Below are 18,836 nucleotides of genomic sequence, written 5' to 3' on the forward strand. Positions count from 1 at the left end.
ATTATACCCCAATCAACTCTAGTAACGCCTCTGTCGATATCTTGCCACTGATATCAGTACCTTCTAGCAGACTGTCTGCTAAATCTCGTTTGTGATGATGCAAATCCACAATCTTATCTTCAATAGTATCTTTCGCGACTAAGCGATAAATAGTCACCGGGCGTTGTTGACCGATACGATGGGCGCGGTCTGAGGCTTGGTCTTCTACGGCGGGATTCCACCAGGGGTCCATGTGGATGACGTAATCGGCAGCGGTGAGATTAAGTCCCGTACCCCCCGCCTTGAGGCTAATCAAAAATACATCACCTGACCCAGCCTGAAAAGCATCCACCCGTTTTTTCCTTTCAGCGGCTGGGGTACTGCCATCTAAATACTGATAATTAATACCTTGCTTATCCAGATAATTGCGGATAATCTGCAAATGGTCAACAAACTGACTAAACACCAAAGCCTTATGACGATTCTCCAGTAAATCTCCCAGCACCTCAGCAAAAAGTTGCAATTTCGCGCTGGATAGTTGAGTGTCAGGCATCACGAGACTGGGATTACAACAAGCGCGGCGCAGTTTCATAATTTCTGCCAGCACTTGCAGATGTTTCTGACCAGCAGTTGCATCAGTTTCGGTCAGTTTAGATATTGCCTCACGGCGCAACGCTTCATAGAACGCCATTTCCTCCCGACTCAACTCTACGTGTAACAGAATTTCAGTACGGGAGGGTAATTCTTCCAGCACTTGATTTTTGAGGCGACGTAACAGGAATGGTTGAATTAGTTTTTTGAGTTTGTTGCGTACAAGTTTATCCTGAAATTTCTCAATGGGGATAGCAAAACGTTGATTGAAGCTTTCAAAGGAACCCAGGAGCCCAGGATTGATAAAGCGGAATAAATTCCACAATTCGCCAAGGTGGTTCTCAATCGGAGTCCCAGTGGTAATTAGTTTAAAACTACCTTTGAGATTCATTGCAGCCTGGGAACGTTTGGTAGTCATATTTTTGATTGCCTGGGCTTCATCCAGGACAATCGTTTGCCACTGCACCTGAGAGAGCATTTGGGATACTTCTTCCTGCTGCAACAGACCATAGCTGCACACCAGCATATCAAAAGGTTGTAAGGTAGAGAGGAGATTTTGGCGGTTTGCGCCTGCAAATTGCACAATATTCAGAGTAGGAGCAAATTTCTGCGCTTCACTCACCCAATTCATGCACACGGAAGTTGGGGCAACAATTAGGGTTGGCCCCTCATGGGCACGCATCAAGATAACAGCCAACGCCTGCACGGTCTTACCGAGTCCCATTTGGTCTGCCAAGCAGGCTCCCACACCCCAATGTGCCAACCGCGCCAGCCAATTGAATCCTTCCATTTGGTAGTCGCGCAGTTCTGCTTGGAAGGTAGAAGGGAGTTCCGGTTGCAGGCTTTGTACTTCCTTCAACCGCTGGATATGTGCCTTCCAGTGTTTATCTGCTTTTACCTTGCCTACCTCATCAACAAAATCCTCTAAGCCTAATGTTGCTAAGGGGTGAAAGCGAATACCTTTACTGTGCTTTTCTGAAAACGATCGCAATTCATCAAGACGTTTGCGAAAGGCTTGGGTTAAAGCCAAAAATTGACCATCTCCCAGGGGGATAAAACGACTGGGGGTTTTATCCAAGAGTTCTAAAAGTTGCTGCATATCCAGCACGAGGTCTTTATCCAGTTTCAACTCGCCAGTAGCAGCAAACCAATCTTGCTGGCGTTGAATGGACATCTGAAAATCTTTGAGATCTGCTTGGTGCTTGACACGCAGTTTTTCTCCTTCCGGCCATTCCAGCACCACAGTATCCCCTAATGCTTGCAGTTCTAGTAGCAGTTCTAAACAGTCTTCTGGGTCTTCTATGAGCCATTCCCTATCTTGTTCTTCAGCACGAGTTAAGGTGGGACAGGCTTTTATGGCGGCATTGGCAAGTTGCTTTTCTTCCTGCAAATTACGTCTGGTTTGCAGCCGTTTACCTTCTATTTCTGCAATTACAGTTTCACCCCCTGTGCCAGGACGGTAATAGGGGCCACCTTGGGCAAAGGGGCGAGACAGCAAGGATACTTTCAATCCAGTATTGGCAGGTAATAGGTGAATGTGGGGTATAGTCTGGGCTGGTACTTCTTCTGCGCCTTCTAATCCACCACCGATGTCAGAATGCACGGTGACGATGCCAGAGACGGCATTGATGGCGGCTAAGACTTGCTTTTCGGCAGTAGCGGGGACGTTGAGCCGATTTTCCTTGCCGATAATCTCAGCGATGCGTCGGTGTTCGGCAGTAATTTCAATTACCTTAATGCGGGTTGGGGTTTCTTTAATAGTGAGGATATTCTGTGATGGCTCTAGTTTGGGAGAAAATTCTAAAGATAGGCGATCTCGTCTGCCTTTTTTAACAATTAGTTCTGGTTCTCCCTTGACAATTTCTACGCGGGTGGTTGGTGCATCTTCCCAAAATACCAAGGGGTGTCCAATTAATGCAGAGATTGCCTTGGCGCTGAACGTGTACTCGGTTTTGCCGTGATAACCGTAGTCGTAGGAAGTAAATGTTTCAATGCAGCCACATACCCGCATATCCTGGGGTGTGAGATAATCAAACTCACCCAGATTCCCGCTTAAACGTTTGATGGCTATCGGGCGACCTTTACTCCACTCACCTTTGGCGTTTACTTTTTGCTCCCGTGGTTGCAAGATACATTTGCTGGGATAGAAAGTAAGAAACCATGCCAAGCGCAGTTCTGTCTGAGCTTTTACTGGTGCTGGCGGTTCCTTCTGGAGATTTGCCAGTGCGTTTAAGCACATCTCCCAAGGTTCTTGTGGCTGCATCACGTCAACGATGCTGTCTATACCGATATCTTCGCCCAGGATTTCTGCTTGGGTTTCATAGCTACTATTCGGTTTGAGTCGGGACAAGAGTTCTGCACTCTCCATCGCCAACCAGTGATAACCAGATGCTACAGCTTGTTGGTAGAATTCCTCTAACAACCTGGGCAGGTGCTTTTTGGCTCTGTCGGCATCTACCCAGTAATGGCAGAGGGCGAAAAACAGGGTTTCTAGGCTGTTGTGTTCTTCAGGGAATAGAATGCGGTTGCTGATGATGAATTCTTTTTGAGCGATGTCGCCTAATTGAACTTGCAGCAAGATTTTCAACTGTGCATAAATCGACCTCAGCCAATGGTCTGATTGACGTGCAAGCAGACTGGTGTAATCGAGTGCTTCTTGGAGACTGTCGCGCGAACCATCTTTGATTAGTGCCAAAATAAAAAACAAGCCGCCCATAGTGCTAAAATACACCTGGCGCTTGCCTGTGGCTTTTTTGATGGCTTTGAGACCAGCAGTGTAATCAGCGATCGCTTGCTGATTATCGCCACGTAAAAAACTCAACCAACCCTTGTATACAAAGGCATTATCTTGATAATCATCGGATATGCAATCCAAACTCTGTTGTGCTTCTTGGATACAACCCCGCAGCAACAGTTGTTCTGTCAAAATCAGGTGCAGGTAATCTGAGGAATGTTCACCTCTTGTAGCGCATTCTTCTTGTAGTAGGGTAAAGGCTTCATCTGCGGGAGAACATAAGAGTGCGGCATTGATGAGGATGATCGATATGCAGTTGTCATACAATTCTGATGGCAGGGTGCGAAACCAATCGGCATCGAATGGGTTAGTGCAAATCTGCTCGAAGATATTTTCTATAGATATCTTGTCTTTGCTGTTATTGTATCTGTTGTAATCTTCAATCTGTTTGTTAATGAAACTCAGGTTGTGGCTGTAAAGACCAATGCGGACTTCCCTGATAAATTGGCTTTCCCTTTGGAAATACAGTGGCCCATCTTGCCAACGAGCTTTTACTCCTAACTTGTCATGCACGGTTTTTGCCATGACTTCAAAACATCCAGCTTTTACTGCCGAGCGAGTAGCAATCTCTACCAATAACGGATGGCATTGAGGCCCTTGACCGTGTTCTTGAACCAGCAAGCCTGCTGCTAGCAATCCATCGATATAGGGCTTTAATGTAGGGTTAGTGAAATACTTATAATTTTTATCGCGCGCACCGATGTAATTGAAACATTCCAAGAACGAAGTTCTGTTGATCGGTTCGTAAATTACTGAGAACAGTTGGACAATCTTTTCTTCTAGGGGTGGTAGCTGACGGTATGCTTGGGTGAGTTGCGTTTGTAGTTTTTGGTGATCAGCCTCAGAATCGGTCATGGAAATCATTAGGCGTTACCTGTACTCATCCAAAATAATTAATACTGCCAGCTAGTGATTGAGAAGATTCTCAATTGTTGGACATAGTTGCGGGATTGTACTGTTATTGTCTCAGATTTGGAGGTATATGGAGATTGAGTAGACGACAGTTGTGATAAATCTTCGTACCTTTGTGGGATTTAAGTCTACAACGTACCAGTTGTCTTTAGGCGATCGCGCTTCACGCTGCCTGCATCACCCCACTTTTTAAGCTAGACATTTTCGGGAAAGCCGTACCCAATAAATTCGTATTGTTACTACCTTTTATTTAGTCAAATTTTAGGTGCGGTAATCCTGAATTTTATAAGTGAGATTAACCGTATTTTCAGTCATTGTATTTCGCCATATTCTAATAATCAAAGCAATGATAAATCCTGAAGTAAGTAAATAAAAAATTACAAATCGGAGAGAGTTATGGTATTAGTACGCTACAACCCCTGGCAAGAATTGAACGCACTGCAACGTCAAATCGACTCCTTATTTGAAGATTTTCAAGCACCCACTTTGGCTAGAGCTATAGCAGCAGAACTACACGAAACCGAAGAAGCCGTACACTTGAAGCTGGAACTGCCTGGAATCGAGGCTAAGGATGTAGATATCGAAGTCACCGAGAATGCAGTGAAAGTGGTTGCCGAACGTAAAGAAGAAACTAAAACCGACAATAATGGTAAAACAAGAAGTGAATTTTACTACGGCAAGTTCCAACGAGTAATTCCCCTGACTGCTCGCATTCAAAATACCAACGTCAAGGCAGAATATAAAGACGGTATTTTGAATTTGACTCTACCTAAAACCGAGCAAGAAAAAAATAAAGTCGTCAAAATTAACCTTGGGGAAGCTACGGCATAGAGTTGATATCAGTCAACAGGTATTCAACTAATCGTGTGACATGATGTTAAACCTGGTTGAAATTTATCAACCAGGTATTTTATTTTAATAAATACTTATTAAATTGCCTTAGTTGGAATAAAAAGTGCGATTGTAAGTTCGGCTAATTCGAGGTCAAGATAACGCAATAGCAGAGTAAGTTCATGAGCGAACAATTTGCCAGTCCGATGGATTTGCTGTTTGATGAAGAATCGTTGCTTTTGGGTATCGAAGCTGAGGATGCGGTAGGAGGTAACATCAGTGCTGGTTTAGACTGGGGTTCTGCCATCGGTCAACTAATGCTTAACCCCGGATTGTTTAGTCGCCTAACTACTTTACGGGTTTCGCTCAACCGGGAAGTGCGCTTGCTACTCAACGATTGGAATTTGGGAACTGCGACTTCTGTTGCAACTTCTACAGCACGGGAACGCCTGCTCCAAAAGTTGAGAATGCCCACCCCTCAAGTACGAGAACGCATCGAGGCTATTTTACTGAGGGATGAACTTTATGGCGAAGAGTTTATTTCCAACCGACAGGTGCTGCGCGAACTAATTCTTGTAATGCTGACACAAGAAGATTGGGAAACTATAGCAGCAGTTGCGGCAGATTCATTGAAAGTGCAAATTATGCACCAAGCCTCGGCTCTGGAAAATATCGGCGAATAAATATCAAGATTGTCCACCAAATCTAGCAATTAATTCCTCCCGTGACAACTGCATGAGTAATGGCGTAAATTCTTCAGGTGATAATGCTAATACTGGTTCAATAATTGCGCTTAATTCTTTATTTAATGAACCAAAACGAACTTGTAGTAAGTTTTCCACTACAAGACGTTCACCTTGTTGAATCCCTTCTTGTTTGGCTTGTTCTCGGTCTTGTTGATACAGTGGTTATAGCCGCATAATTAACTCCCAATCATCATGTAGCTGGAGTTGAATTAACCTTTAATTTCTAGCATAAAAAGCCGGAAATATTATCCCCGATATGGCTATTTTTATGAATTGACAATGGGATATAACTGATAAATAAAATATCAAGATTGCCTACCAAACCTAGCAATTAATTCCTCTCGTGACAACTGCATGAGTAATGGAGTAAACTCTTGTGGTGGTAAGGCTAATAATGGTTCAATAATTGCTTGAAGATTGTTATCTAATGAACCAAAACGAACTTGTAATAAGTTTTCCACTACAAGGCGTTCTCCTTCCAGTTTGGCTTGTTCCCGGTCTTGCTGGTAAAGTGGTTCTAGCCGCATGATTAACTCCCTATCATCTTCTTCTAAATTTTGATTTACTCTCAAATTCTGGCGCAGGTTGTAAACTAATTCTAGCGTCGCTTTCTGGAATGGATGATTTGATGGTAGTGCTTTTAACTCATTAATTGCCTGCTCTTGTAATTCTCCATAAGGTTTTAGTAATTCTTCCAGATAATCCTTGGCGAATTGGTCATGAATAAATCGAGTCATTCAATTTTATTTATTGGGAATTGATTGGAAATAATTAATAATATTTTATCTATTTTTACAACTCTAATAATGATAATTTGTTCTTATGCTGTAATATCTAATCAGCATTATTGGTGATTGTAAAAAGTGAATTAGTGTAAAGATGTCTATCGACAAGAAAGAACTGGTACGCCGCGTGTCCCAACGAGTGTGCAAAGAAACTGGCATTGTGGAAGAAGTTATTGATGCAACGCTTGAAGAAATTTATGAATCGCTCAAACAGGGAGACAGTGTTTCCTTACGTAACTTTGGAACTTTTTACGTAAGAGTAGAACGAGAAAGTTGGGTTTTTAAATTTAATCCCTCCCAACGGTTGCGTAAGTTGTTTGGCTGGTCGTCTACTTACAAGGCGTAAGAGTAGTGAGGCTTTTTGACTGGAAGCAACGGCTGCGAAAAGGAATTAAATGAAAGCACTAAGTTGAGTTATTGAGACACTCAAATCAAACTCTAAGGAAATGTACTTTCAACTCAACTGTTGCTCTAGGGCTTATTAATTATTTTTCAATTCACAATCATCTTTGTATAATTACTACAAAATTTGTATATAAATTGAGTAGAATTTGAACTTGATTTAAGTTATACCATTTATTTGTGAAGATGCGCCTATAGGACTTACCCAAAACTACATAGGTTCTGGGGCAATACCCTTTGCTTCTTTACGAGAGGCTGCGCCCTAAGCGTAGCTATGCCGTAGGCTTTACGCAACGCTAGCGCGAACGGGAAGCCTTCGGCTACATGAATTACCCCTACGTGAATAAAGCGCAGCCTCACATAGAATTGATATTAGGTAATAAATAAAAACATCTAGCTCAATTATATGCTTGGGTTTATTATTTTCTAGGAGTTGTCGCTATGAAAAATGCCTCCGGCGCATCCTGGCGAACGCAAAACCGAACTACCGCCCCCAAGCATCTGACACCAGCATCGAAGCTGATATCTACCTGTTTGCCCGATTGCGCCAACTATCGCTCAAACAACGGGTAGAAATGTTCGCCACTTTTTTGTAAATGATAATCTCATGAATCAAAATAGCTTTGAATCCGTTAATCCTAATGATATAGATGAACTAAGTCCCTCTATTTTGCTGGAAATACAAGATAATGTTAGACAAGTTATAAGCGATAAATTACCGCAACATTTACAAGGTGAAAAGACATTATCTGCATCAGAAGCGTCAGAGGCGACAGATAATTCTGACTTGTTTGAAGCTATTTTTAATGAAGTATTGCATAGAACTATTTCTTCAATAGTTTCAGGAAAACATAAAATTGATGAAAATAATCTGCAAAATTCCTATAATATAGTAAATAACAATCTTCAAGGCTATAGAGACAGCCACCAAAACTCATTATTTAAATCACAGCCATTTGAGGCTATTCCTACAGCAGCACTTATGCTTTCAAGCATTAACTCTCAAATCAAGAAAGAAGAGTCGTGGCAAAAAAATGAAGAAGGGATAGCAGTTGCACAACACAAAGCTAAAGGCAATCCCCAAAATTATATTGAGCATTATATTAGTACCCCTGGTGATATAACATTACTTCCTTGGAATGAAGCCCAACAGATTATCGATAAATTTGGGTTTACTAGTGCCAAACTGCATTTAATATTGGCTGCCTATACAATGGAGCAGGAAAAACCTTGGGAGAGTTTATTTACTGTAAAAGGCAGTGATTTGATAGAAAAAATTGGTTGGGATAAGCGAACTGATTTACCTAAATGTCAAAAGCTTTTAGAAATAGCAAAAACCGCATTTGCATTGGATTGTTTATTAGTTAAAACAGTATGGATAGAAGGGAGAAATAGAAAAGGTGGTATAAATGCTAGTACCCCTGTTGGTCGTATGTGGAACATCACGATTGTGCCATATGGTCAGGTAAATACATCTGGAAAAATAGAAGAGCCTGATGAAGTTCAAATAATTGTTCAACCTGGTACTTGGACTAAATACTTTTTAAACAAAGCGGGAGCCGAATCGCGGGAAGCTTTATATCAGTTTGGCTACTTAGCCCAGAATGTCTTAAAAATTGACCCATATCATGAAGAACTCACGCTAAGGTTGGCTATATATTTGACATTGGATAGTCGGGTACGTCTTGATGGAAGCTACAAGGTACAGGAGCTAATAGAAATTGTATTGCCCAAAACAGAAATAGATAAAGCTTTATCAGACTTCCGTAGAGCTTACGACCTAAAACAGCGCTGGGATAACGCTCTGAAGCATCTGCTTAATTTGGACTGGCAAATTGTGTTTGACCCAGAAACATACCCCGAATGGCTAAGACCAGAATACACGCAGAAAAAGCCTAGAGGCTACTTTAAAAAACTACTGGATGCCAAGCTGACCATCAAACCCCCACATCCTATTCCTGAACTAATAGCATCCAAAGTTAAGCCAAAGGTACAACAATTACAGCCTAAAGCGAAGGATACAACGCCAGAAGACATTAAATTGACTGGCAGCCAAGTGAGGGAAGCGCGTATTGCCAAGGGGTGGCCACAGACAAAGCTGGCTAGCGTTCTTGGTGTATCCCAAAAGTTTATCTCACTAGTTGAACGAGGCGATCGCCCCCTCAGCCTACAACAAGCCGCCTTTGTCCGCATCCTCTTAGATATCAAAATTTAAGTATTAATACTTAAAAGGTCTTGACACCAGTCGGCTATCAACTTCAAGCGGCAGGTTCTTGTTCTAGTTTAGTTATAGGAAAAAATTTGCTTTTAAGCCTTGTCCCGTATAGCTTTGAGCTTTAGAACAAAAACTCTAGTGGTTTTTGTTCTAGTTTAGTTCTAGAAAAAATTTAGTTCTAGGGAAAAAAATTGAAAAAAATGGCTTCAAAGCTTTGCCCTGTATAGCTTTGAGCTTTAGAACAAAAACTCTAGTATCCCCGGATAAAAACTCTAGTATCCCCGGATGAACTGTCGCTATAACCCTTGCTAAATAAGGGTTTTTTTCTTCGGAGAAGATAGATCAGTTTTCAAACATTGTTCTTGCGGATATGGCATGATCTTGCAATAGTACTTATACGACTGTCTGCTGAGGGGGTAAATCACGCAAAAGAAGTGCTTTTTTGGGTACTTGCCAAATGCTCCGTGTTTGGCTTGAGTGGGTTACAGCGTCAGATGGTCACAAGCAAAAGACTGCATTTACCAAGGAATTTTGTCTATGGATTTAAAGATTAAATTGCCGGATTTACTCAATCAACAGTTATGTCAATTGCAAAAAAAAGCTGGGTAGTCCGCTAGGTGCTTGGTTTCAACTAAAGACTTATAGCCTAAGCCTAGTAGAGTGAAGACCGCGAGATGACTGGTAATCATCTCAGCACACTGGGGAGCTATCCAACTCCTACCTAAAAAAAGTTAGATTTTTAAATTTGATTTCATTCTAGGCTATAAGCCTCTTGTTGACCAACTAGGCATTAAACCGAGATAGATGTAAAAACCTGCAATTTGGGTCTGAAACCCTTGTGCTACTTTCATTTTGAGAAGAAAGCTAACTTTTTCAAGAACCGCAAACAAAGAAAAATTAGGCTTTTTTAAGCCCAACAGCAGTTTTTTACATACACAGAGGCTTGATGCCGATTAGCGGCTACCCGATGACCTTTATTGGTACATCGAGGGAACGCCATTTATGTATCTGCCACAAAACTCAGACGATTTTGCTAAATCAAATCGGACGCATTTTTCCAAAACCACAATCAAACCCCACCTGCCAGCCGACAGTGTGGGCAAGTGCTACGTAAAATATTTCTGGCATCCATTTGGTGCGATAGTCGCCTCCGTACCCGCCTTCGTCTCCAAACCAGCGTGGCGTACCATCGACTATTACCTCCAGCCATCCCAGTTGTGGAAATTGCATCAAAACAGCCAGCAGCTAGTTGGCGTTCGTTTTGGTTCCAATACCCGTTATGCCATAATCGACCTCGATGCAGGCGGCGATTACCATAACCTAGAATCTATCAACCGCATCAAGTCCGCCCTCGAAGACATCGGCATAGTCGATATCATCCCCATCCAGTCCAGTCATAGCGGTGGCTATCACCTGATAATAACCTTTACCACCCTCCAGCCCACCTTCAACCTAGCCTGCGCCCTAGAATACACCCTAAGAGACGCAGGATTTATCCCCCGCAAAGGGCATTTAGAAATCTTCCCTAACGTCAAACCCTACGGCGAAAACTGCATAATCAACTACAATGCCATCCGTTGCCCCATGCAACTGGGTAGCGGTGCGCTATTGCTAGATGATGACTTGCAACCAATGAGTGACTCGGTTTGTGTCTTTTTGGATTATTGCGATCGCGCCGCAGTCCGTCAAGATTTAACCCGACTCAAACGCGCCATCAAAAAAGCCAGAAAGCGTCACAACCGAGAACTGTATCGCAAAAAAGCATCCGCCAACGTAGAGGAATGGCGTGCCAACTGGGAAGAAATCATCACCACAGGCTGGACGGGACAAGGACAAACAAACACCCTGCTACAAATCCTTGTAGGCTACGGAATCGTCTTTTTGGACTTAAAGGGCGAAGCATTAGTTAAATACGCCGTAGAGACCGCCACAGCCGCCCCTGGATACACGCAATATTGCCGACACCAACACGAAATCGAAGCCAGAGTGCGGCATTGGATAGAATGTACAATTCGACACCAGTGGTATACCCCCTATGCCAGCTATCCAGAACGCCTGTTGGGGACATTTGCCAACACCTTTGCCGAAGCGATATCCGGCAAAGAAGTAAGCTACGCTCTCATAAACGGCATAATCAAACCCAAAGACAACATCATCCCCTTTGATCGTCGCCAAGCTTTAAACCAGCAACGCAGCCTAGAAGCCCAAAGAAGGATTCGGTGGGCAGTAAAAGCCTTGGAATGGGGTACAGGCTTACCAGAGGGCATAACCGACCGTACAAAAGCGATCAGCAACGAATATAAGCAACGTTTTCACAAAACCCTCTCTCAAGATACCTTGCGGAAACATCTACACCTGTGGCATCCCAAATGGTACATAACTGACCCTTGGGCAGAAAATAGCTCAAACCCTTGTCAGATAAGCAAAGACGGGCATTTTGATAAAATATATAGCCCGGAAAAAAATCAAAATGCCCAAAATCCTTACCAGATGGACATCAACGGGCATTCTCCCTATATGAAGGTTGTGTGTTTACCTCCTGCTGCTACAGTCCCCCAAGGGCTGGAGTCAGCAGAGGTAGTTGAACAGCCCGATGTTTCTCAGGAAGAGTCAGCTCTAATCCAGCCTGTGGAAAATCTTGAATTCATAAATTCTTCTAATACTGCTGAAATTAATTCAAATAAAACCAGCAATCAATTAGAGAATTCAGTTCATACAAATATTTTACAATCAAATCAATTCAGTTCTCATCAGGATTTTATATACCCCTGTAGCTCCGGCACGTTGTCAAAAGTTGATAATCAAAACTTATCTATCAGGGAGGATAACGGGCTGGGTGTAGTTTCGATACCTGCTGCGGTTGCACCAGAACCACCACAGGAAATTGCTAACAACGGGTTGCAGAATGCATCCGAGGGTAATTCAACACCTGCTAGCGTGACAGCAGAATCATCACTCCAAAGTGCCAATAACGGGTTGCAGACCGTATCTGTTGGTGACGAGACTGCTGATGTTTCCTACCGCATCGAGGAACTCAAGCGAGTGACAAAACTACGGCTAATGGCTTTAACCCAAGCTAGGGCTAAGGTGCGCCAATACTGCGTAATCACGAGACATATTCTCAGCACTCAGGAACGCGATCGCTTAGAGCAACGTGCCAAAATGCAATTTTACCTCGATTCGGGATGCTCTGTGCTGGTAGCAGAAGCCGAAACGTGGGCAGCCGTGAATCCAGGTTGTCTGCCGTTTAGCTTAGAGTCAGCTTTTGCAGAACCTGCCAATGAGTGATAGTTGTGTCAAAAATCGTTTACAACATCCTCATGTAAAAACTTATTGAATTGGTTCAAAAAACCCTTCCTTAATCATTGATTCGAGAGTAAGTTTATCTACTACGGATTCGATTACCCATCCCATACCTTCATATCTTCCCTGACGGTAGCATTCTTGCTTAATTTCTTCTCGCCGCTCCTGTTGTTTTCTACTCATTTCCTCTGGTCCTAGATTATGTCTTAAAAACTTACTTGTGACTTCAAAACTGATGAAATTAGTGAGTGCGAATAGGCACTCATCCAATGTTCCTTCTTCTAGAAAATCATCATCAGATTCTTTGGCATCGACTAATACCCAAGCTTCCCAATGGTCGCTTAACTCAAATATTCCTTCTCGATAGTAAATTGACTTATTTTGCTTGGAATGAGTTTGACGTTTTGAGTTTAGTTGAATGACTTCGGCTAAAGGTCTTTTCCTACTCATAAATCATACCTTAATTAGATAAATTGTCTTCCTATTACAGATATTGAAAGAATCTTTTTAATTGTATTCATGTTAAAAATTTTGACTCATTATCTCAATTAAAAATAGTTCATTATGCCCGATAGTTCTAATATATAATTTTTGAGTCTTTCCCATCCCCATTGTTTAGCAACTCGTAGCGAAAGTCGATTGCGAGTGCTAAAAGCCTACTCCTACAGCCTTAGAGTAGGTAGCGAAGCGGAACTTGGAGTCTTCTGGTGATCTAAGATAAAAGTGCAGTCAAGCGAGCTTGTAAAATGCCTTCCCCGTTCCCCGGTATGGACCCATATCTTGAAGGCTACCTGTGGAGTGACGTACACAATGCCCTTGCTAGTAAAATTCGTACCTTCCTCGTCCCACAGCTGCGTCCCAAATATGCCGCACGACTGGAAGTATATGTTGTGGAAGATATTTCCCCTTCAAGTGAAATTGGCATTTTGTACCCAGATGTCGAGGTATTGCAGATAAGACAACGCCGCGACGTAACTCCGACTACCCCCACATCGAATATTGCCACAACCCCCGCACCACTAACGCTTCCAGTTATCCAACCAGTCGAAGTCCGCATCCCCACAGTCGAAATTCGGGATACAGCCAACAATGTACTAGTAAGCTGTATCGAAATTCTCTCCCCCGTAAACAAACGCGAACCCGGTTTAGCCGACTACCGTAAAAAACGCCAGCGTTTATATAATGCCAACGTCCATCTAATTGAAATAGACTTGCTGCGCCGGGGAAATCGACCATTTAACCACCCCCGCCTTCCAGATGTTCCCTACTTGATCACCTTAACGCGGGCTGGGTCTGGAGTAATTGATCTGTGGCCTGTGACGTTACAAGATACTCTCCCGACGATACCCGTTCCCCTGCGCGAAGGCGACCCCGATGCTGTACTGGAGTTGCAAGCCGTGCTGAATGCTATCTATGACGAAGCTGGGTATGATTTATCGATAGACTACACCCAATCTCCACCCCCACCAGCATTGAGTGATACGGATACTGAGTGGATGTACAAACGGTTAGGTAAATCTTCTTTGTAGCAGGTATAGAGTTGCTTCAATATTTAAGATGCAGTTTGTAATTCAGCATTAATACTTGCTGCTTGCCGTATTCCCTCTAAACGTTTGAGGTAAAATTCATCCATTTTGGCAATAAATTTACCATCAAGAATTTCAACACCCAAGGCATCAGAAACTGCTAAAAAATCCAAGAATGTTGCATTTTGATAGTCTTTATCTTCAAATAATTTAATTTGTTCTTCCGTGTGTCCGCATAACGCTGCCAGTTCTTTTGGCGTGATTTTAAAAGCAATTCTGGCTTTAATTAATAAGTCGGATATTTTATTCATGCACTCCACTTGTAGAGTGATAGGTTCGTTGGGATTATGGGCGGCTAACATTTCATACTCAACAATTTCATCCACAAGTTTCTGCCGCAACGCATCGTTAGAATCTTGAATTAACTGCCAGCCATCCGGGTCTTTTAATCGCTTTTCTTCATTCGCCCTTAATTTCCGGTTGGCTTCAGCAAACTTTTCTGCCCATTCCTGGGAATATGCCAGTTGTTTATCATCTTTAATCATGGCTCCCACTCCAATAAGTTAATAGCTACAATACCCTTACGATTTTGTTTTCTATCGCGCTGAAAAAACTCTATTGATATTGTAGACTCATCCACGGGTTGGTCGGATGGATAAATTTCCCCTTTATACTTAGCTTTCTGTGCTGCACTGTCATAATATTTTAATATTAGTGGTGCATTTTGTCTGAGGTAATCTATATTTACATCGTCTCTGTCCCAGCAACAATCAAAATCTCCTGGGTCTATTTTATTTGTCACAAAACTGCCATTGATGTAAATTGTACGGCATTCTGCTGCTTTTAGTTGTTTCATTAACTCTTCTAAACCTGAAATCATTTTGGCTCTTTTAGGTGTGTACCCAAACCTCTCTTTAAACTCCTGCCACTCGCCAAAATGTACCCCTGGTGGTAGATTACCGTTTTCATCAAACTCAGGAATCATTCTTAATAAATAGCACCAATTCTACTGATTTTAAAAGCATACCACTGAAGCAAATAAATAATACAAAATTTACAGATTATAGCGGATTTATATTGTGATTTTTGGCTCTATTTTTTAATTAAAAAATTAGCATTCAGGAGTGTTTAAATATATAGTCCAGTTCTAGAAAACTCCTATTTGATTTGAAAAAATTCAAGGTGACTGTAAGCTTGCTATACAAAGGTTTATTTCTCAAAATACTTAGCAAGATTCAAGTAGGATTCCTATATCTCTGATAAAGAGACTTCCTGATGTTTATTTTTCAATTGTTGAATTACAGGTATGAGTTTTTGTAACTGTGTTATATCTTCATCACCCAATTGTGGTGGTTCTATGGGTTGCCATTCTTCTGAGGTATAGGAAGCTTTCATCACCTGAATACCATCACTGTTACGTATCAGAGTTAGTTGGTTATTTTCAATTGTCGCCGAGTATCTATTACCTTTAAATGCTGTACTATTAAGTACTAAGAGATATTCCGCAACGATGGGGGCAATTTCTCGCATCCGAGCAATTTGTTCTGCGATATCGGGCTGTTGCTCAGTTGGTTTCTCCTGTGATAGTGCGGATGGTTCTGCTGCAACGCCAAGAAGAATTTTGTTATCGTCCGTAACAGTTATAAGTGCTGGTAATTCATTAAATTCTTGGTTTTGCATCGTTTCAACTGTTGTAGGGGATGAGGGTGGCGACACTACCACAGTTTGTTTTTTAGCGAACGGTTCATTTGCTATTGTGGGAACTTCTTCAAGTGCTGGCTCTAAGTTTGCTGTTGAATTATCTTGTGTACTTAATACTTCGATAATTGCTGTTTTTTCTAATGCTCCATCGGATGAAGAATCTTGTTTAAAATTCCACTCAATCCAACTTTCCAGATAATTAATCCGCTTATCGTCAATTGTTCGCCCTCGCTTAAAACTCTCAATTAGTGACTCAGTTGGATATCGATATTCTTCTTGATAGCTAACTTTTAAATGTTCCCGGATGCCAACATGAGTATATAATTTACCCAAATCCCCACCTTTAAACGGCTGTCCATCCAAGCAGTAGCTTATCCCCTTGAGCTTACCAGTACGGGTAAACTTGCAATCAACTTGGATATTTTCTTTTAACAATCGGGCCACAAATACTGGCATTGCAGGATTATCTACTGCGGCTTGTTCAATCTGCTTTTGCAACCATTCAACTATATTTTGGTTTCCAGATTCTTCTGCTTGTTGTACGTGTTTAGGGTAAGCCTTTTTCTTATCGACTTCCCAACTGGACGGTTGAATAATTAAATCGTAATTTTTTTCTATTTGACGTAAGATTTTTTCTGTACGGTAATAGTCTAAATAATCGTCATTGCACTCGCCATCGTAGGATACCCGGTTAATTACCATATGTGCGTGGGGTCGAACTTGCCCGTCATATTCCGCATCGTTATGCTGCACCAAAATAAATTGGTTGTTCGACAGTTTCAACCCCTCTCGTAAATCTTCCGCTATTTGGCATAATTCCCACTCGTCCAGGCTTCTATCACCAGGGGCCGGACTAAACGATAGGTGCAGTACGGGTTTTTGGACTCTGGGGTTTTTATTGGCAAAGGAGCGAAACTCCCAAGCAAGTTGGGCGGGTGTTTCTCCTGCCATATTAGTATTGATCAGCCGCGCCGAAGTTTTGCCGAGGACGTAGGCTACACAACCGTAAAAGCCATTTCCCTTGGTGATGTTGCCAATCACTTCTTCTCCAGGGGGAAAGCAACTACTTGGTCGGGTTGTTCCGGTTGTTCGGGTTGGTTAGCCACAGGTGCAGATTGTTCTGAGTCGGGTAGTTCAGGGTTTTCCGGCATTCCCAGTAATATCTGCTTTATTTCTAGCAGTAATGGTTTGAGGGCTTCAATTTCAGGGCGAGGGTCAACTGCGATCGCCTCTTCTAACTTAACGGCGCGGTTGATGGCGTAGGCAATTTGGTTGATGTTATTGCCAATTCGACCCAGTTCTACGTATGTCGCTTCGTTGATGGCGGGTACTGGGGGAGTGATATAGATACGATCTCGCTCAACACAGTAGCGGATAAATTTGGAGAGATTCTTCCCCATACCAGCAGCTTCGGCTTTGGCTTCCCAATCTTCTTTTTCTGATTCGGTTAGTCTGAGGCTGACAAGTGAAGTGCGTTTTGGTTTGGGTTTTGACTTGCGTCCAGCTTGAAAAACTTTTTTGGCTGTAGTGGTCTTACTATTCATCTATATAAATGAGGTTTTTTAAAGAATTCTTTGAATCTACGATAAATTGATAAACTTATCAGAAATTAATAATCATCACGCTTAATATTGATAAGCAGCCCCACTGCTAGAAGCCAGAGGCATTCATTGCGAGCCGGTTCGGTAATAAAATCAACTGTTTTATTATCGAGTTTTGGGGGTTTCCAAAGGGGGTGAGACCCACTTTGGCGAGCTTGGCGGCGCGAAAAACTAGGATTTATATGAAGAAATGTAATACGCCGCCATTGCTCGCTACCCAAAATGCGACTACGGTATACGAAAAGTATAGCAAACACGGGAAGTCTTGTACAGTGGGGGTTTGAGCGCGAGGGCTGGAATTAGAGGCAGGTGTTCGCTTCCTCCCATTCTTCCCCTACTTTCCCCCAGTTCTCACCCAGTTCTTACCAAAAATATGGACAATTCTTTTGCTGGAAAAAATAATAATTTTTATTTGTAGAGATAATTATCCACTTTTAAGGGGAATGAGTGGGAATTTTACCCCATTTAATCCCTACTTACTCCCCTTTTTTGTCCCTCAGAGTAAAATTGTAATAATAATCACTTATTTATACTGAGAAAAGTTTTTAGATGAAATCCACGCTCTGTTGTAGAACTTCGCAAAGGTAGTGATACATGAGCGCTCGCTTACTAGCTAATTTCGCCGAGGCTCGTAATCCCGGTAATCGTCGTAATTTTGGTTATATCGGTGGGGTCTGCCATCCCTAGAACAGATCCGCCGGGTTTGCTCTGCTGCTACCCATCCGGTTTCATAGTTTGGGCCCAATTTGTTATCCGGTGTATAAATTTCCAGCCAATTGCCTTGCTGTCCGATAACATCTAATACTGTGCCGTTAGGAAGCATGGTATTAATGTTGTTAAAGCGAACTTTGGGTGATGATCTCACATCGACATAGCCATCCCAGTCCTTGGCAATCGTTCGACAAAATCTAGCTTGCGCCATTGGGGAATAACTGGCTAGAAGAGAAATGGCGATCGCGGTTATGGTCAAACCTTTACTGAACAATCTACGAGTGAATTGAGTAGATAGTGGAATACGGTTCATAAATACACATCTCTTAAGTATTGTGATCAGTTGGGATTGGTTCACCAAAATCGTTGTTATTGATACCAGTCCAAACCATTTCCCAGGCGATCTCCTCCGGCGGGGCGGAGCATCGTCGCTCTAAATATTCCGGCGGTAAAAAGACTCCTCGATCCACATCCGCACTTCTTCTTCAGAAGCTAGACAAGCGGTGCGGCCTGTTTTGGGATTGTAAACTTCATACCAAACATTCCCTGCACGATCTTTGCGTTGCCAAATTTTCAACTCAGGTTCGGTGGTGAGTACATTCCAAATCCATTGCCCGAATCGTCTTAGTTGCTGGGTCAATTTTTGCAAGTTGGATTGAGGAACAGGAACCTCATCACCAAGAAGTTCAGGTTTTTTGTAGTCTTGCGATTGTGTATTCATCACTGCCTCCTGTTAAAT

At 42.4% G+C, this 18,836-nt stretch carries 15 protein-coding genes and 2 pseudogenes; 7 read left to right on the forward strand and 10 right to left on the reverse strand.

Going from position 1 to position 18,836, the window contains the following annotated elements:
• Position 1: 1 nt before the first annotated feature.
• Positions 2-4,228, reverse strand: coding sequence for a DEAD/DEAH box helicase (locus H6G96_RS33385; protein ID WP_190917681.1), 4,227 nt, complete (start codon positions 4,226-4,228; stop codon positions 2-4).
• Positions 4,229-4,672: 444 nt separating this feature from the next.
• Here H6G96_RS33385 and H6G96_RS33390 point away from each other — a divergent pair, with 444 nt between their 5' ends.
• Together H6G96_RS33390 and H6G96_RS33395 are read left to right on the forward strand one after the other, a co-directional pair.
• Complete coding sequence (locus H6G96_RS33390) at positions 4,673-5,107, forward strand: Hsp20/alpha crystallin family protein (protein ID WP_190917684.1); 435 nt, start codon at positions 4,673-4,675, stop codon at positions 5,105-5,107.
• A gap of 182 nt (positions 5,108-5,289) precedes the next feature.
• On the forward strand, positions 5,290-5,790 hold the full coding sequence (locus tag H6G96_RS33395) for a hypothetical protein (RefSeq protein ID WP_086833256.1): 501 nt from the start codon (positions 5,290-5,292) through the stop codon (positions 5,788-5,790).
• 3 nt (positions 5,791-5,793) lie between these two features.
• Here H6G96_RS33395 and H6G96_RS33400 read toward each other — a convergent pair.
• Positions 5,794-6,045 (reverse strand): annotated as a pseudogene (locus H6G96_RS33400) (hypothetical protein); the annotation flags it as partial.
• A 113-nt stretch (positions 6,046-6,158) separates the two neighbouring features.
• A pseudogene (locus tag H6G96_RS33405) lies at positions 6,159-6,521 on the reverse strand (hypothetical protein); the annotation flags it as partial.
• 211 nt (positions 6,522-6,732) lie between these two features.
• Here H6G96_RS33405 and H6G96_RS33410 point away from each other — a divergent pair.
• From H6G96_RS33410 to H6G96_RS33425, 4 genes are all read left to right on the forward strand, one after another.
• The gene (locus H6G96_RS33410) at positions 6,733-6,984 is read left to right on the forward strand and encodes an HU family DNA-binding protein (protein ID WP_015136522.1); all 252 of its coding nucleotides are present in this window, start codon (positions 6,733-6,735) and stop codon (positions 6,982-6,984) included.
• A gap of 466 nt (positions 6,985-7,450) precedes the next feature.
• Entirely contained in the window at positions 7,451-7,636 is a 186-nt protein-coding gene (locus tag H6G96_RS33415) for a hypothetical protein (RefSeq protein ID WP_071989497.1), read from the forward strand.
• 11 nt (positions 7,637-7,647) lie between these two features.
• Positions 7,648-9,255 (forward strand): helix-turn-helix transcriptional regulator, encoded by a 1,608-nt coding sequence (locus H6G96_RS33420; protein ID WP_190917686.1) that lies wholly within the window; start codon positions 7,648-7,650, stop codon positions 9,253-9,255.
• 1,002 nt (positions 9,256-10,257) lie between these two features.
• On the forward strand, positions 10,258-12,543 hold the full coding sequence (locus tag H6G96_RS33425) for a hypothetical protein (protein ID WP_190917688.1): 2,286 nt from the start codon (positions 10,258-10,260) through the stop codon (positions 12,541-12,543).
• Between the two features lie 42 nt (positions 12,544-12,585).
• Here H6G96_RS33425 and H6G96_RS33430 read toward each other — a convergent pair whose 3' ends face one another.
• Positions 12,586-13,008, reverse strand: a complete 423-nt coding sequence (locus H6G96_RS33430; RefSeq protein ID WP_190917691.1) for a hypothetical protein — start codon at positions 13,006-13,008, stop codon at positions 12,586-12,588.
• 296 nt (positions 13,009-13,304) lie between these two features.
• Between H6G96_RS33430 and H6G96_RS33435 the strand changes: the two genes are divergently transcribed.
• On the forward strand, positions 13,305-14,087 hold the full coding sequence (locus tag H6G96_RS33435; RefSeq protein WP_190917693.1) for a DUF4058 family protein: 783 nt from the start codon (positions 13,305-13,307) through the stop codon (positions 14,085-14,087).
• 23 nt (positions 14,088-14,110) lie between these two features.
• Here the strand turns inward: H6G96_RS33435 and H6G96_RS33440 are convergent, their stop codons facing one another.
• The 6 genes from H6G96_RS33440 to H6G96_RS33465 form a co-directional block, all read right to left on the reverse strand.
• The gene (locus H6G96_RS33440) at positions 14,111-14,629 is read right to left on the reverse strand and encodes a hypothetical protein (protein WP_190917695.1); all 519 of its coding nucleotides are present in this window, start codon (positions 14,627-14,629) and stop codon (positions 14,111-14,113) included.
• Entirely contained in the window at positions 14,626-15,069 is a 444-nt protein-coding gene (locus tag H6G96_RS33445) for a hypothetical protein (protein WP_015136541.1), read from the reverse strand. The genes H6G96_RS33440 and H6G96_RS33445 overlap by 4 nt, the downstream gene beginning before the upstream one ends.
• Positions 15,070-15,332: 263 nt before the next feature.
• Positions 15,333-16,826: a relaxase/mobilization nuclease domain-containing protein gene (locus H6G96_RS33450; RefSeq protein ID WP_190917697.1), complete on the reverse strand. Its 1,494-nt coding sequence runs from the start codon at positions 16,824-16,826 to the stop codon at positions 15,333-15,335.
• Positions 16,823-17,329: a plasmid mobilization relaxosome protein MobC gene (mobC, locus tag H6G96_RS33455; RefSeq protein ID WP_190917699.1), complete on the reverse strand. Its 507-nt coding sequence runs from the start codon at positions 17,327-17,329 to the stop codon at positions 16,823-16,825. The genes H6G96_RS33450 and mobC overlap by 4 nt, the downstream gene beginning before the upstream one ends.
• Positions 17,330-17,999: 670 nt before the next feature.
• Positions 18,000-18,410 (reverse strand): SH3 domain-containing protein, encoded by a 411-nt coding sequence (locus H6G96_RS33460; RefSeq protein ID WP_190917702.1) that lies wholly within the window; start codon positions 18,408-18,410, stop codon positions 18,000-18,002.
• 120 nt (positions 18,411-18,530) lie between these two features.
• Positions 18,531-18,818, reverse strand: a complete 288-nt coding sequence (locus H6G96_RS33465; protein WP_190917704.1) for a hypothetical protein — start codon at positions 18,816-18,818, stop codon at positions 18,531-18,533.
• Positions 18,819-18,836: the final 18 nt, after the last annotated feature.

Origin of the sequence: Nostoc sp. FACHB-892 (genome assembly GCF_014698795.1) — a bacterium.
Taxonomy (GTDB): Bacteria; Cyanobacteriota; Cyanobacteriia; order Cyanobacteriales; family Nostocaceae; genus Nostoc.